This is a genomic window from Ignavibacteriota bacterium (assembly GCA_016218045.1).
In the GTDB taxonomy this organism is placed as follows: Bacteria; Bacteroidota; Ignavibacteria; order SZUA-365; family SZUA-365; genus JACRFB01.
In genome coordinates this window covers 42,333-58,049 of sequence record JACRFB010000059.1, presented here as the reverse complement: position 1 = coordinate 58,049, position 15,717 = coordinate 42,333, and the positions used below count along the sequence as shown (strand labels likewise).

Genomic DNA, 15,717 nt, shown 5'->3' with positions numbered 1-15,717 from the left:
AACCTTCTATCAGCCGCGTCCTCCGCGCTTGAGCAGCGTGCCGTCGGATCCGCGGTATTCGATCTCGAAGGGCATCTGTCCGAGCGCGTGTGTCGAGCACGAGAGGCAGGGATCGTAGCAGCGGATGCCTGCCTCGATGCGGTTGAGTATGCCGTCGGTGATCTCGGTCTCGGGATCGCTGATGTAGTGCATGGCGATCTGCCGGATGGTGCGGTTCATCGAGAGGTTGTTCTGTCCCGTCGCGATCACCATATCGACCTTTTTGATCACGCCGTCGCGTCCCACCGTGTAGTTGTGAAAGAGTGTGCCGCGCGGCGCTTCGCAGGCGCCGACGCCGTGCGGTTTGTTCGAGAAGGCCCTCGCGCGGATGTCTTCCTGGTTCAGCGTGTCGGGGTCGGTGAGCAGTTCCTCCATACGCTCGAGCGCGAAGAGGATTTCGATCATGCGCGCGTAGTGGTAGTAGAACGAGTTCAGCACCACATTGCGCGTGCCGGCCATCTGCTTGAAGATAAGGAGTTCGCGATCCGATTTTGGCGACCCCGTGTGCGAACACACGTTGAGTCGCGCCAGCGGACCCACGCGGTAGTTGCCCTGCGGATACCCGAGCGGCGCGTAGTAGGGGAATTTGAGGTACGACCACTCCTCGACGGCCTCGGAGATGTAGTCGTTGTACTTGCGGGGATCGAGGCGGTCGGCCACGATGTTGCCGCCGCTGTCGACGACGCGGATGAATCCGTCGTAGTACTCGAGCGCACCGTCGCCCGTCACGTGCCCGAGGAACAGTGTCGGGAAATTGCCGAACACGTCGAGCTTGCCGTGATTGGTTTCGATGAAGGCCTTGATGAACTCGAGGCCCATGGCGGCGGTGTCGTGGGCCTCGGGAAGGCCCGCGAGGATCTCGTCGCGCACCGCCTCCGAGAGGGGTGCGCGCACACCTCCGGGCACGGCGTACACGGGATGGATTTTCCTGCCGCCCAGTTTTTCGATGACGTCCTGCCCGAATTTGCGCAGCCGTATGCCGCGGCGCGCGAAGTCGGGGTGCGCCTCGGCGAGTCCGAAGATGCTGCGTTTCTCCGGCGGGGCGTCGAAGCCGAGCAGCAGGTCGGGCGCGGAGAGATGGAAGAAACTGAGCGCGTGCGACTGCACCCACTGCGCGAGATTCAGCACTCGGCGCAAATTCTCGGCGGGCCGGGGAATCTCAACGGCAAGGATGTCGTCGCCCGCCTTCGCCGAGGTGAGCAGGTGGCTGACAGGGCAGATGCCGCAGATGCGCGACGTGATGCCGGGCATTTCCCACACGAGCCGGCCTTCGCAGAATTTTTCGAAACCGCGGAATTCGGTGATGTGGATGCGCGCGTCTTCCACCGCACCCTGGTCGTTGAAGTGGACGGTGATCTTCGCGTGTCCCTCGATCCGCGTCACTGGATCGATCACGATCTGTCGGGTGGGCTTAGCCATATTTCAGAAGGTCCTCGGTTAGAACGGGCTGCCTGCCTTCGAGCAGCTCCGTGATCACGTACCAGATGAGATCCGCGTCGGGCGGACAGCCGGGCAGGTAGGCGTCGACAGAAACGACTTTGTGAATGGGCGTCACGGATTCGTGCAGCACGGGCAGCACGGTACCGTCCTGTTTCCCAAAGGTGACACCCAGTTCGCCGTACACGTCGCGCAGAATTTCGTCGCGGTCGAGTCCGTTGCGCATCGCCGTCACGTTGCCCGTCACGGCGCAGTCGCCGAAGGCCACAAGGATGCGGCTGTTGCGGCGTATCGTTTCCAACAGTTCGAGATTGTCGCTGTTCGCCACCGCGCCCTCCACCAGCGTCACGTCGACACCCGCGGGGAACACCTTCACGTCCATGATCGGACTGTACACCAGTTCGGCGCGTCCATGCAGATCGATGAGCCGCTCGTCGAGGTCGAGGAACGACATGTGGCAGCCCGAGCAGCCGCCGAGCCAGGCCGTGGCGATTTTTATTTTAGCCATTGTTTTTTCTCTCTCGCGTTCACGATGTACTGGAGGAAATCGCGGTTCTTGGTCATCTCGCTCACCGCTTTTCCCTTCTCGAACAATGCGCCAGTCGGACAGACGAGCACACATTTTCCGCACGAAGTGCAGGAGCCGCTCCGGCCCCAGTCGCCGGCGAGGTCGGTCACGACGAAGGTGCCTATGCCGCGGCCCGCGACGTCCCAGGTGTGCGCGCCTTCGATCTCGTCGCAGACCCGCACGCAGCGCGTGCAGAGCACGCAGCGATTGTGATCGATGATGAAGCGCTCGTGTGTCGCGTCCACCTTCTTCGCGGGATACAGGTAATCGAAGCGCACCGAGTCCATCCCGACTTCGTAGCCGAGGTTCTGCAGTTCGCAATGCCCGTTGGCCACGCAGACCGAGCAGATGTGGTTGCCCTCTGCAAACAGCATTTCGACGATCATGCGGCGGTACTTCTGTATGCGCGCCGAGCGTGTGTTCACCACCATGCCTTCCTCGATGCGCGTGGTGCAGGCGGGCTGCAGTTTGTTCTGTCCGTCGATTTCGACGAGGCAGAGGCGGCACGCGCCGACGGCGTCGAGGCCTTCGAGATTGCACAGCGTCGGGATGTGTAGCTCATTCTCGAACGCGGCGCTCAATATGGTGGCGTGCGCCGGCGCGCTGATGATCTCGCCGTCGATGGTGAGGGTTTTAATCTCTTCCATTGGACCTCCGTCCCGGCTTGGTCTTGGCTGCGGTGGTTTTTTCTGCTGGCGCGGAAGGCGGCTCGGGCGCTGGAGCCGCGGCGAGGGCCGTGCATTCGCCCGCGTCGCACACGTGTGCGTGTATGTGGTCTTCGTATTCCTTGCGGAAGAAGTGCAGTGTGCTGACGACGGGATTCGGCGCGGTCTGGCCGAGTCCGCAGAGACTCGTGTCCTTGACCATGTCGCAGAGTTCCTCGAGTATGCCGAGATCCTCCATGCTGGCGCGTCCCTGTGTCATGCGCTCGAGCACCTTATGGAGCTGCACGGTGCCGACGCGGCAGGGGATGCACTTGCCGCAGGATTCGTCCATGCAGAATTCCATGAAGTACTGCGCGAGCTTCACCATACACGAGCTTTTGTCCATCACGATCAGTCCGCCCGATCCCATGATCGAGCCGACCTGTGCGAGCGACTCGTAGTCGACCGGGATGTCGAGATGCTGGGCGGGAATACATCCGCCTGAGGGACCGCCCGTCTGGGCCGCCTTGAACTCGCCGCCGTCGGGAATGCCGCCGCCGATGTCGAAGATGATTTCACGTAGCGATATGCCCATCGGCACTTCGATGAGTCCCGTGTTCTTGATGCGTCCGGCGAGCGCGAACACTTTTGTTCCCTTGCTCTTTTCGGTGCCGATGCCCGCGAACCACTTGCCGCCGTTGAGGATGATGGCGGGAACGTTGGCGTAGGTCTCGACATTGTTAAGCAGCGTGGGCATGCCCCAGAGACCCGACTGCGAGGGATACGGCGGACGCGGACGCGGCTGGCCGCGCCGTCCCTCGATCGAGGCCATCAGCGCCGTCTCCTCGCCGCACACAAACGCGCCCGCGCCGATGCGCAGGTCGATACGGAAGTTGAATTCGGAGTCGAAGATCCTGTTGCCGAGCATCTGTGTGCGTTCGGCTTGCTTGATGGCCTTCTTGAGGCGCTCGATCGCGAGAGGATACTCGCCGCGCACATAGATGTAGCCCTGCGTCGCGCCGACGGCGTATCCTGCGATGGCCATGCCCTCGAGGATCGCGTGCGGATTGCCTTCGAGCATCGCGCGGTCCATGAACGCGCCGGGATCGCCCTCGTCGGCGTTGCACACGACGTACTTCTGGTTCGATTTCACCTTGCGCACGATGCTCCACTTCAGCCCTGTCGGATATCCCGCGCCGCCGCGGCCGCGCAGTCCGCTGGAACGCACCTCGAGGATCACGCCGTCCTGCGTGTAGTAGGTGATGGCCTTTGCGAGCGCCTCGTATCCGCCGTGCCCGATGTAGTCGTCGATCGATTCCGGATCGATGTGTCCCATGTTTTTCAGGGCTATCGGCGTCTGCTTTGTGAAGAAGGGCGTGTCGGTGGGATGTGCAAGATCCGCCACGGGTGTGTTGCCGACGAGGTGCTGTTCGACGATGCGATCGGCGTCGGCGGGTGTGACCTTGACGTACAGCGTGTTCGACGGATGCATGCGCACCAGCGGTCCCGCGCCGCACAAGCCCATACACCCCGTGCTGATGATACGCACGTCCGAGGCGAGATTACGCGCGGCACAGGCCTGCTCGAGCGCTTCCCTGATCTGCATGCCGCCGGACGAGAAACAGCCGCCGGACCCGCAGACGTGGATCTCCGCGCTGAACGACTCGAGGGAGCGACGGAAATTCTGTCCGATCTCGTATAGTTCGTCGATAGTCATGGTGTTGTCTCCAGCCAGGCGGCCACACGGGCCGTGATTTCCTCCGGACCGACATTCGGTGCGACGTCATTGTCGTACACAACCACAGGCGCGATGCCGCAGGATCCGACGCAGCGAGCGGTCTGCACCGACACCTTGCCGTCGGCGGTTGTTTCGCCCGCGCGGCACTTGCAGAGATGTTCTACGGCCGATTGCAGCGCTCCCGCACCCTTCACGTAACATGCCGTGCCCATGCAGATCGTCACCGTGTGCTCGCCCTTCGGTTTGAGCGAGAAGAAGTGGTAAAACGTCGCGACACCGTACACCTTGCTCGGCGGCAGGCGCAGACTCTTCGCGATGTACAGAAGCAGATCCTGCGAAAGAAAGCCGAACAGTTCCTGCGCCGTGTGCAGTATCTCGATCAATGCATCACCGCGGAAATGGTGCTTGGCGAGCGCACGATCCAGATACTTGAATCTGTTATCGTTCGATTTCGCCTCGGGCTTCTTGAGTTTTTCCCGCTCTTCGGCTAATGTGGGCATGTGATGACCAATGTCGAGGGATTTCTTGTGGAATTAACGAGAAATATTTCTCGATTACCTATCACGAAATGTACCCATCGGACGATAAATATCCAAGCGTTTTGTGGCGGTTCAGTCCGGCGCCTCCCTATAGTGAAAATTCTCTCGAAACGGGTTCTACTCCCCGCACCCGCCACATCCTCAGGCACGGCAGATCCGTGCCTTGCGCCGCATCTCAGTCCGTGTCTTCCACCAGCTCTTGTCTCACCAGTACGAGTATTGCCGCCTGCGGGACGACCAGGTACTGTGTACCCTCGAATTCCAATTCCACACCCTGCGAACGGAGGAACAGGGCGTAGTCGCCTTCCTCCACCTGCAGGGGGAGATAGCGGATCGGTTCGCGCCGCGGCGCCCAGGGCTCCTCGCTTGCGTCGGGGTTTGGAATCGGATATCCGGGTCCGATTTTCACCACATAGCCGCCCTGTATCTTTTCTTTCTCCTGCACCCCCGGAGGCAGGTAGAGTCCGGACTTGGTCATTCCGCTCGGGTCTTCCGGTGAAATCAGTACACGATCACCAACAACGAGGATTTTTTTTACTGTGCGCATGTGCGGTCTGGAATTGAGGAGGAGCTAGGAACTAGGACATAGGAGCAAGGAGTGAGGAGTTAGGATCCAGGAGGGAGAATGTCGGGTGATCCCTCCTGTCTCCTGAATCCTGTCTCCTGACACCGCGCTGCGTAGATCAAACGAACGGATTCGTTCACAACCACGCATAGGTCGTCTATAAAAGATCCGACGCAAGTTCCGCGAGTTCCGACCGTTCGCCCTTTTCCAACGTGACGTGGGCGTAGAGGCGCTGTCCCTGCATTTTGTCGATCAGGTAGCTCAGGCCGTTGGACAGTGTGTCGAGATACGGATGGTCGATCTGGAAGATGTCGCCGGTAAAGACGAATTTCGTGCCTTCGCCCGCGCGGGTGATGATGGTTTTAATCTCGTGCGGCGTGAGATTCTGCGCCTCGTCGACGATGAAGTAGATGTTCACAAGACTGCGCCCGCGGATGTAGGCCAGCGGTGAAATGACCAGCTTCTCCTCGTTGAGCAGTTCCTTGATGCGACGGTGTTTGACGTCGGTCTCGGGGAACTGATTCTGAATCACCCCGAGATTATCAAACAGGGGCTGCATGTACGGATCGAGCTTGGACTGAATGTCACCGGGCAGGAAGCCGAGGTCCTTGTTGCTGAGCGGCACGATGGGCCGCGCGAGGTAGATCTGGCGGTACTGCTTCTTGCGCTCGAGTGCCGCGGCGAGCGCGAGCAAGGTTTTTCCAGTGCCCGCCTTGCCGCTTACCGTCACGAGCTGCACATCGGGATCGAGCAGGGCATGCAGGGCGAAGGTCTGCTCGGAATTCCGCGGGGTGATGCCGTAGGCCGTCACCTTGTCCACGCGCCGCAGCATGCCGCTCGGATTGTGATAGGTGGCGAGCGCCGATTTTTTGCCGTTACGCAGGATAAAAAACTCGTTCGGGCGGAAGGTGGATCCATGCTCCACCTCCGCGGCGTCCACCTCATAGGGCAACTGGTACATGCGGTCGATGGCGTCGTCGTCGACGTGTTCCAGCACGCGCCTGCCGGTGTAGAGCGTGTCGATGTCCTTGACGCGGTCGGTCTTGTAATCCTGCGCGGTGAGGCCCACGGCCTTCGCTTTCATGCGCAGGTTCACGTCCTTCGACACCAATATCACGGTGCGCTTCGGATGCTGCTGCGCAAGGTGGTAGGCCGTGTTGAGTATGCGGTGGTCGGGCCTGTCGGGCGCAAAGCTCAGGCGCAGGTCCGGATGGAACTCCTCGTCGAGACGCACGGATATGCGGCCCTTCTTCGGACCGATTTTCAGACCGTCCTCGAACAGCTTCTCCCCGCTCAGCGCGTCGAGCGAACGCGCGAATTCCCGGGCATGGAAATTCAGGATTTCATTGCCCTTTTTGAAGTGATCCAATTCCTCCAGCACCGCGATGGGAATCGCCACGTCGTGTTCGTCGAATTGATACACGCAGGAACTGTCGTGTAGGATCACGTTGGTGTCTATGACAAACAGCTTGACGGGCGGACGGGCCATGGCGGACTTTGGAGTAGGGAGTAGGGAGTGAGAATCGAAGAGTCTGTTGGTGGTCTTCGCAGTAGGATACGGAATCAGGCGCTAGATCGGAAATGACGGGTACCAATGGACCATTCGTTCCACTATATTCCCAGTGTCATACTTCAAGTAAAGGTTTCACCCGTCCCTAATCCAACTCCTAGATCCCAACTCCTAACTCCTTCACCAATGTCCTCTCGCAAATCCTGGGATACATACTTCATGAGCATCGCAAAGATCGTGGCCGAGCGTGCGACCTGCACGCGGGCGAAGATCGGCGCGGTTATCGTGAAGGATAAAAACATCATCGCCACCGGCTACAACGGCTCGCCCGCGGGTCATCCCCATTGCACCGACGTCGGCTGCCTGATCTATGTGTCGCGCAACCCGAACGGCGAGGAAGAGGAGAACTGCTTCCGCACCATCCATGCCGAGATCAACGCGATAGCGCAAGCCGCGAAACACGGGGTGGCGATAGAAGGCGCCGACATCTACGTCACCGCCAGCCCCTGTTATCATTGCCTGAAAACGATCATGAACACCGGCATTCACCGGGTGATCTACGACAAGCCCTACAAGATCCACCGCATCCAGGAACTCATCGACCACACACATCTCGAGTTCGTGGCGCTGGACGGGAACTGATCCACGTCCCTCTTTCCCGCTGTCCCGCTCTCTGCTCTACTATCGCGCGTGGTATTCCTGAATGCTTCGCACGTCGTGCGCTTCGGTGCCGGCCTCGCGGATGCCGTCGAGAAGGGCGATGCCCGCCGAGACATTTGTGACATAGGGGATGTTGTAGGCGAGCGCCGCGATGCCGATGGGTGTTTCGTCGTCCTTGGATATCTCGCCCGCGGGTGTGTTGACGATGAGCTGCACATGCCCGTTCTTGATTTCATCCACGATGTCGGGCCGGCCTTCGCTCACCTTCAGCACGCTGCGTGTCTCGACCTCGTTTTCGTACAGGTAGGTTGATGTGCCGCGTGTCGCCACCAGCTCAAAGCCCGCCGCGCGCAGATCGCGCGCGAAGTCGAGCGTGCGCTGGCGCTTGTCGCGCTGGTTGACGGACACAAACACGGTGCCGTCGGTGGGCAGCGTGGCGCCTGAACCGAGCTGGCTTTTCGCCATGGCGGCACCGTAGGTGGAGGCGATGCCCATGACCTCGCCGGTGGATTTCATTTCCGGTCCGAGGAACTGCCGCGAGCCGATGAGCTTGATGAAGGGGAACACCGCCTTTTTTACGGCCACGTAGTCGCGGATGTCGGGCTCCACCACACCGAGGTCGGCGAGGGTGCGTCCCAGCATCACCTTGGTCGCGATCTTCGCGAGGGGCACTCCCGAGGCCTTGCTGATAAAGGGGACGGTGCGCGACGCGCGCGGATTGGCCTCGAGCACATAGATCACGTCGTTCTGCAGGGCGTACTGCACGTTGATCAGGCCGACGGCGCCCACGCCTCGCGCGATGCGGCGGGTGGTTTCCTTCAGTTCTTCGATGATCGATTCCTTTTTGAGCATGGGCGGCATCACGCAGGTGCTGTCGCCGCTGTGTATTCCCGCCTCCTCCACGTGCTGCAGGACGCCGCCGATCATCACCTCGTGTCCGTCGCAGACGGCATCGACATCGAACTCCATCGCGTCCTCGAGGAACTTGTCGATGAGCACGGGATGATTGTCGGAAATTTCAAGCGCCTCGTCGACGAATTCACGCAGGGCCTTTTCGGAATACACGATGCGCATGCCGCGTCCGCCAAGCACGTAGGAGGGACGCAATAACACCGGATAGCCGATCTCGTTCGCGACGGCGGCCGCCTCGTCGGCGCTGCGCGCGTTTCCGGCAGGCGGATACTGTATGCCGAGGTCGCGGAGCAGGGCGCTGAAACGCTCGCGGTCCTCCGCGAGATCGATGCCCTCGTAGGGCGTGCCGAGTATGCGCACCCCGCGCGCGGCGAGGTCAGCCGCGAGCTTGAGCGGCGTCTGACCGCCGAAGGAGACGATGACACCCTCGGGCTGTTCGAGGTCGATGATGCGCATCACGTCTTCGAGCGTCAGCGGTTCGAAGTACAGTTTGTCGGCGATGTCGTAATCGGTCGAGACGGTCTCGGGATTGCAGTTCACCATGATCGCCTCGAAACCCTCCTCGCGGGCGGCGAACACTCCGTGCACGCAGCAGTAGTCGAATTCGATGCCCTGCCCGATGCGGTTCGGGCCGCCGCCGAGGATGATCACCTTGCGCCGTGTGCTGCGTGTGGACTCGTTCTGCTGATCGTGGCTCGAGTAATAGTATGGCGTGTACGCCTCGAATTCCGCCGCGCATGTGTCGACGGTTTTAAAGACGGCCGTGATGTTCCACTGCTCGCGCAGGGCGCGCACGCGGTCGGCTGTACACCCCCAGATCGAGGCGAGTTGCGCGTCGGAAAATCCGTATTCCTTGGCGGTGCGCAAAAGGGCGGGAGTGACGGTTGTATCGATGTCCACGGTTTATCCTTCCAGTTCGGTGTCGGCGGAGGCGGGCAGCCGCGGTTCCGCATTGATGGTTTTCTCGCGCTCGAGATACACGGTGCCGGCCGGTACGCCGCGCGGTTTGCGCACGTATTTTTTTTCGGTGTAGGCCACCAGCACCGTTTTTGCGTTGCGATGTTTGCTGTAGTACGCGGCGATCGAGGCGGCTTCGCGAATCGCCTCGCGCGGGACGGGCGCGCCCGACGAGGGCACGCGCAGCACGACGTGTGATCCTCCGACACCGCGCGCGTGAAACCAGAGGTCGTTCGGGCGCGCGTGACGCACTGTCAGCTCGTCGTTGTTCGCGCTGTTTTTCCCGGCCCATACCTCGAAGCCACCGCTTACGACGAAGCGGCGGAAGGGGAAAGGGCGTTCGTCGGTGTCGCCCTTCGAGGTAAGTCCGAGACTCTGCATAAGCTCCGCGTGGTCCGAAAAAACGGTTTTGAGCGCGCGCGCCGATTCGGCGCCTTCGATGGCGAGCGCCAGCGACTGCAATTGGGATGCGCGCGTCTGCAAATATGACACACGCGCACGCACGTATGCAATCGACGAGCGTGCGTGTTTCGCTTTTTCGAAATACCGCTGCGCGTTTTCGAGGAGGGTCTCGGTTTCCCGTATCGGGATGCTCACCACGAGCCGGGGATCCGTGAAAATGTCGGGCACAGTCATGCGCCACGGTTGTTCCGGATAGTCGTGCATGTGGATCATGAGCAGGTTGCCGAATTTTTCGTATTCGGCGGCACGCTGCTCAATCTCGCGCGGCTCGGCGAGATGTGTCATGGCACGATCGATGCGCGACGTCTCGCGCGCGAGCGCGGCGAGCGCGCGGCGGCGCAGGCCTTCCTCGCTGCCGGCGGCAAGTGTCTTGCGCGCGAAGAGGAAGACGGCGTCGCACAGGGTGTCGGCCGTCTCGTCGCGGCACTCCGCGAGATGACGCAGTTGCAATGGTGCGACATGGACCGGTGCACCGTCACGGAAATACACATGGCCCCGCCCGCCCGCGCTCTCCTCAAGCAGGAGACCGAGTTCGACCGCCAGCGCCATTCGTTCGGTGGGCCGAAGGTCTCCGCACGTGCGGGTGGCATCGATAAACGCGCGATGAAACACCTCGGCCGCCGCAACACCGCTCAGATACGGCCGCAGGGCGCGCAACGCGTGCCCCGCCTCGCGTGCGGGGTCGATGTCGAGAGCCGCTTCGAATTCTTCCTGTCCCGGCGCGTGCAGGGTGTTGTCGAAGTCGAAGGTTTCGCCCGGACCCTCGTGTTTGAATGTCGCGATACACGCGCCATCCGGATCGCGCAGCGCGGCGCCCGCGCCGCGACGGTACAACGTGCAGAGCAGCGATGCGCCCGTGTCGAGCAGGATGCGGACCACACGGTCGTTGCGCGCGATGTCGACACTTTCGATACGCGCGCCGCGTGTATCATCGAAGACGTCGACGCTGTTCTTCCGCGCGCGGGCGAATCCGGGATGCGGCGCGAGGAACAGCAGCGGACCCGCGGAGAAATGCAGATGCTCGATGCCCGACGCAGTCTCGAGCTCGATCATGAGCACATCGCGCTCCTGTGAAAAACAGCCGGATATACGCGCGCCGCGGTAGCGGTGGTCGAGTTCGTCCGCGATTGCGCGCAGCGTCAGCCAGTTCGTAAGCATCGGGTGTATCAGCGTGTATGGAGCTGGCGCTCCATCACCTGGGCAGACCGGACTTCGCGACGCGCTCCATCGTCTCCACGAATCTATCGAGTTCGGCGAGTGTCGTGTACACGTTGGGTGTGATCCGTATGCCTTTGAAATACTCGTTCGATATCGTGGTGCAGAATATTTTCTTCTTGTCGAAGAGATAGCCCTGCAGAGCGCCCGGCTCTATGCCTTTGATCTCGACCGTCGCGATCGCGCAGGACTGGCGCGCATCGAAGGATGTATGGAACACGACGCCGGGCACGTCCTTCAGACGGTTCATCCAGTAGCGCGCGAGGAAACGCAGGCGCTCTTCCTTGCGCGCGGGTCCGATACCCTGATGGAACAGCAGCGCCTCGGCGAGCGCGAGGCGCGGTGCCGCGGAATGTGTGCCGATCTCCTCGAATTTGCGGATGTCGGCGGACTGCTTCTTCTCCGCTGCCATCAGCGGCCACACACGCTCGATCTTGTCGCGCCGCACGTAGAGCAGTCCCGTGCCCTTCGGACCGTACAGCCATTTGTGCAGGCTGGTGCCGAAGTAATCGCAGTCGAGGTCCTTCTGCGTGAAGTTGAGATGAGCAAACGCGTGCGCGCCGTCAACCACGGTTTCGATGCCGTGCGCGCGCGCCATGGCGCAGATCTCGCGCACGGGCATGATCTGTCCGTTCGTGAAATTGATGTGCGAGATAAGGACGAGTTTGGTTTTTTTTGTGATCGCGCGTTCGAAGGCGGCGACCAGTTCGGACGGATCGGCGGGTGGTGTGGCGATCGGGATGACCGAGAGCGACAGACCCTCGCGCGCCTCGCGCTGGCGCACGGTTGTCATCATGCGCGGATAATCCTGTGCCGAGGTAAGTATCTCGTCACCCGAACGCAGCTCGAGTCCGAAAAGCAGCGTCTCCATGGATTCCGACGCATTGCGTGTGATGGCGATCTCTTCCTTGTCCGTCCCGAACATGGCCGCGAGTCCTTCGCGCACATTTTCCACGCGCGGCTCCAGAATCTGCCACATCACGTATGCGGGCAGCTCCTCCTGTTCCCATGTGTACCGCACAAAGGCCTCGGTCACGATGCGCGGCGAGGGACAGACGCCCCCGTTGTTGAGGTTGATGATGCCGCGCGTGACGGTGAACGCCCGCTGTATCTCGAACCAGAAATCCTCATCGCCGGCTGCCTGCTCGGGCGTGAGATGATCGATGCGGCGTCCCGCCGCATGCAATTGGTCGAAGAATCCGGCCAATGCCGCGGAGCCGAGTGCCGTGGCGCCGAGGCCGCGTGTGATCTGACCGAGGAAGGTGCGGCGGGGGAGGGAACGGGCCATGGCACGTGTCCGGATTTGTGGTAGGATGCGGGTGTGGGAAACGAGTCGACTGCGGCAGCACTGTTGATGCTGCCGCGCGGTTTATACGGGCTGAATGAGCGACGGTTCGTACTCCGACGGAGCAGTATAGCCGAGGAGATTACAGAGTGTCGATGCGACATTGGCGAGACCGGCGGAGGGCACGGACGCGAGTCTGTACGGCGGCTGCGGGCGAGAGTCGAGAATGCAGAACGGCACAGGGTTCAGCGTGTGGCTGGTCTTTGGTGTGCGCACGCCGTTTTTCTCGGTGAACATTTCGTCGGAGTTGCCGTGGTCGGCGGTGATGACCACGATGCCGCCCAGCGCCAGCGTCTTTTGTACGAGGCGTGCAACGCCGGCGTCCACGGTCTCGACAGCTTCCACGGCCGCTGCATAATTGCCCGTGTGCCCGACCATGTCGCCATTCGCATAGTTGACACGCAGGAAGCGATAGCTCCCGCTGTCGAGCGCCGCGAGTGTCGCGTCGGTGATCTCCGCCGCCTTCATGCGCGGCGCCTTGTCGAACTCGATACGGTCGGAAGGAATCTCGACGAAACGTTCGAGGCGCTCGTCGATATAGCCGCTGTTATTGCCGTTCCAGAAGTATGTCACGTGCCCGTACTTCTGCGTCTCGGAGATCGCAAAACTCGTCACGCCCGTGCCGCAGAGATACTGGCTCAATGTGCGGTCGATGCTCGGCGGTTCGACGAGGTAATGCGGCGGGATGTGCATGTCGCCGTCGTATTCCATCATGCCCGCGTAATAGACGTCGGGCAGCGGACCGCGGTCGAATTCCGCGAATTCCTTTTCGGTCAATGCGCGTGAAAATTCGATCGCGCGGTCGCCGCGGAAATTGAAGAAGATGACGCTGTCGCCGTCACGAATCGGACCTACAGGTCCGGTATTATCGGCCACGACGAAAGAGTCCATGTACTGATCCGTCATGGACGGATCCTCGGCGTAGTAGGTGCGCACGGCTTCCGATGCGGAAGGGAAGGCGCGTCCGACGCCTTGCACATGCGCGCGGTATCCGCGTTCGACGATGCGCCAGTCGGCGTTGTAGCGGTCCATGGTCACGTTCATACGTCCGCCGCCGGACGCGATGGCGTACGAAAATCCCGGGCGCGCCGAATACTCGGCGAGTTTCTGCTCGAGGGGCAGCACATAGTCGAGCGCGGATTTTTCACCGACATCGCGGCCGTCGAGAAGGGTATGGATGCGCACTGTCGCAACTCCTTCAGCAGCGGCGCGTTCGAGCATGGCGTACAGATGCGATATATGCGAGTGGACGTTGCCGTCGGAGAGCAGGCCCACGAAGTGCAATGTACCGCCCTTCTGCTGCCGTTCGACGATGGCGCGCCAGTGTTTCGAACTAAAGATGCTGCGGTCGGCGATGGCGGCGTTCACCAGCTTCGCGCCCTGCGCGAAGATGCGTCCGGCGCCGAGCGCATTGTGACCCACTTCGCTGTTGCCCATGTCGTCGTCGCTGGGCAGGCCCACTGCGGGTCCATGCGCGCGCAGTTGTGTGTACAGCCCGCGCGAGAAATACTCGTCCAAATGTGGTGTATGCGCATTGGCCACCGCGTTGCCGGGATAGTTTTTCCCAATGCCGTATCCGTCCATGATGATGAGAAGCAGCGGTCCTGCCGCCGCCTGCACCGTTGGATGTATCTGAAGAAGAAGATCGCTCATGTTGTGCGTTTCAATGTGAAATGGAATCATGCAAGGTACGGAAAAATCACCGAACAGCGGGACAGCGGGAGAGCGGGACAGCAGGAGAGCGGGACAGCGGGACAGCGGGACAGCGGGAGAGCGGGACAGCGGGAGAGCGGGACAGCGGGACAGCGGGAGAGCGGGAGAGCGGGACAGCGGGAGAGTGTCTCGCTTTTATATTGCACTCCCTACTCCCCACTCCCCCGTCCCCCGTCCCCCGTCCCTCGTCCCCCGTCCCCCGTCCCCCGTCCCCCGTCCCTCGTCCCCCGTCCCCCGTCCCCCGTCCCTCGTCCCCCGTCCCTCGTCCCCCGTCCCCCGTCCCCCGTTTTTTCCTTCCCGCCGTGCGGCCTACATTTGAAGACGCATATCGCGTATCAACAAACAAACAAGGCACCTGTATGCATCCCGCACATTTTATCGACGATCTGAAGGATCGCGCGCGCAACAATCCCAAACACATTGTCTATCCCGACGCCACCGACGAGAGGGCCATCAAGGCGGCACGCATCGTCACGGACGAGGGCACCGCTCGCATTTCCCTGGTAGGGAACGATGCTGCGATACGTGCCGCAGCCGACGCGGCAGGCACCTCGCTCGACGGCATCAGCATCGTCGATCCGACTTCGGCCGAACATCTCGACACTTTTGCCGCTCAGCTCCATGAACTGCGCAAGGCCAAGGGCATGACGCCCGAGCAGGCGCGCGAGCAGATGCTGCACCCGCTCTTCTTCGGCGCCATGATGGTGCGCAACGGATTTGCCGACGGCAGTGTCGCCGGTTCACTCTCCACCACGGGCGACGTGATCCGCGCGGGCATTCTGGCGATCGGCCTGAAACCCGGCATCAAGACTGTGTCGAGTTTCTTTGTCATGAAATTCCCCGAGACGCTGTACAGCTTCGCCGACTGCGCCGTGCTCCCTCTGCCCGACGCCTCGCAACTCGCCGACATCGCAATCAGCACCGCCGACAATCACCGTGCGCTGATGCAGGAAGAGCCGCTCGTGGCCCTGCTGTCATTCTCCACAAAGGGCAGCGCCGAACACGAACTGGTGGACAAGGTGCGTGAAGCGCTGCGCCTCGTGCGCGAACGCCGGCCCGACATCAAGATCGACGGCGAATTGCAGGTGGATGCGGCCATCGTCGAGAAGATCGGCGCGAAGAAGGCGCCGGGCAGCGACATCGCGGGCAAGGCCAATGTGCTCATCTTCCCCGATCTGCAGGCCGGCAATATCGCATACAAGATCGCCGAACGTCTCGGCGGCGCGGAGGCGCTCGGACCCATCGTGCAGGGCCTCGCCAAACCTGCCTACGACCTCTCGCGCGGCTGCTCGGTGAACGACATCGTCGTTACTACGGTCTTCAACGCGGTGATGGGCGCGGTGTGATCGAGCGGGATATACGGAACACGGAACGCAGAATTCGGAACACGGAATTCTGCGTTCCGCGTTTATC

Annotated in this window: 13 protein-coding genes; 2 read left to right on the top strand and 11 right to left on the bottom strand. The window is 61.5% G+C overall.

Annotation, left to right across the window (positions count from 1 at the left end; genetic code table 11):
• Positions 1–9: 9 nt before the first annotated feature.
• The 7 genes from HY962_15175 to HY962_15145 form a co-directional block, all read right to left on the bottom strand.
• The gene (locus HY962_15175) at positions 10–1,458 is read right to left on the bottom strand and encodes a Ni/Fe hydrogenase subunit alpha (GenBank protein ID MBI5648272.1); all 1,449 of its coding nucleotides are present in this window, start codon (positions 1,456–1,458) and stop codon (positions 10–12) included.
• Positions 1,451–1,984, bottom strand: coding sequence for an NADP oxidoreductase (locus tag HY962_15170; protein MBI5648271.1), 534 nt, complete (start codon positions 1,982–1,984; stop codon positions 1,451–1,453). The genes HY962_15175 and HY962_15170 overlap by 8 nt, the downstream gene beginning before the upstream one ends.
• A complete protein-coding gene (gene hoxU / locus HY962_15165; protein MBI5648270.1) occupies positions 1,972–2,691 on the bottom strand; it encodes a bidirectional hydrogenase complex protein HoxU in 720 nt (239 codons plus the stop codon). The genes HY962_15170 and hoxU overlap by 13 nt, the downstream gene beginning before the upstream one ends.
• Entirely contained in the window at positions 2,678–4,405 is a 1,728-nt protein-coding gene (gene nuoF, locus HY962_15160; protein MBI5648269.1) for an NADH-quinone oxidoreductase subunit NuoF, read from the bottom strand. The genes hoxU and nuoF overlap by 14 nt, the downstream gene beginning before the upstream one ends.
• Complete coding sequence (hoxE, locus tag HY962_15155; GenBank protein MBI5648268.1) at positions 4,402–4,926, bottom strand: bidirectional hydrogenase complex protein HoxE; 525 nt, start codon at positions 4,924–4,926, stop codon at positions 4,402–4,404. Before hoxE ends, nuoF begins: the two co-directional genes overlap by 4 nt.
• A 214-nt stretch (positions 4,927–5,140) precedes the next feature.
• The gene (locus HY962_15150; GenBank protein ID MBI5648267.1) at positions 5,141–5,512 is read right to left on the bottom strand and encodes a co-chaperone GroES; all 372 of its coding nucleotides are present in this window, start codon (positions 5,510–5,512) and stop codon (positions 5,141–5,143) included.
• Between the two features lie 175 nt (positions 5,513–5,687).
• Positions 5,688–7,019 (bottom strand): PhoH family protein, encoded by a 1,332-nt coding sequence (locus HY962_15145; GenBank protein MBI5648266.1) that lies wholly within the window; start codon positions 7,017–7,019, stop codon positions 5,688–5,690.
• A 207-nt stretch (positions 7,020–7,226) separates the two neighbouring features.
• On the opposite strand from HY962_15145, the gene HY962_15140 reads away from it, so the two are divergent.
• Positions 7,227–7,682: a dCMP deaminase family protein gene (locus HY962_15140; GenBank protein ID MBI5648265.1), complete on the top strand. Its 456-nt coding sequence runs from the start codon at positions 7,227–7,229 to the stop codon at positions 7,680–7,682.
• 39 nt (positions 7,683–7,721) lie between these two features.
• Here HY962_15140 and carB read toward each other — a convergent pair whose 3' ends face one another.
• From carB to HY962_15120, 4 genes are all read right to left on the bottom strand, one after another.
• The gene (carB, locus tag HY962_15135) at positions 7,722–9,512 is read right to left on the bottom strand and encodes a carbamoyl-phosphate synthase large subunit (protein ID MBI5648264.1); all 1,791 of its coding nucleotides are present in this window, start codon (positions 9,510–9,512) and stop codon (positions 7,722–7,724) included.
• 3 nt (positions 9,513–9,515) lie between these two features.
• Positions 9,516–11,189, bottom strand: coding sequence for a DUF814 domain-containing protein (locus tag HY962_15130; protein ID MBI5648263.1), 1,674 nt, complete (start codon positions 11,187–11,189; stop codon positions 9,516–9,518).
• Between the two features lie 34 nt (positions 11,190–11,223).
• Positions 11,224–12,534 carry an aminotransferase class V-fold PLP-dependent enzyme gene (locus HY962_15125; GenBank protein ID MBI5648262.1) on the bottom strand — a complete coding sequence of 437 codons (1,311 nt, stop codon included), beginning with the start codon at positions 12,532–12,534 and terminating at the stop codon, positions 11,224–11,226.
• Positions 12,535–12,615: 81 nt separating this feature from the next.
• Positions 12,616–14,244 carry a 2,3-bisphosphoglycerate-independent phosphoglycerate mutase gene (locus HY962_15120; GenBank protein ID MBI5648261.1) on the bottom strand — a complete coding sequence of 543 codons (1,629 nt, stop codon included), beginning with the start codon at positions 14,242–14,244 and terminating at the stop codon, positions 12,616–12,618.
• A 419-nt stretch (positions 14,245–14,663) separates the two neighbouring features.
• Here HY962_15120 and pta point away from each other — a divergent pair, with 419 nt between their 5' ends.
• Positions 14,664–15,650, top strand: coding sequence for a phosphate acetyltransferase (gene pta / locus HY962_15115; protein ID MBI5648260.1), 987 nt, complete (start codon positions 14,664–14,666; stop codon positions 15,648–15,650).
• Positions 15,651–15,717 lie beyond the last annotated feature (67 nt).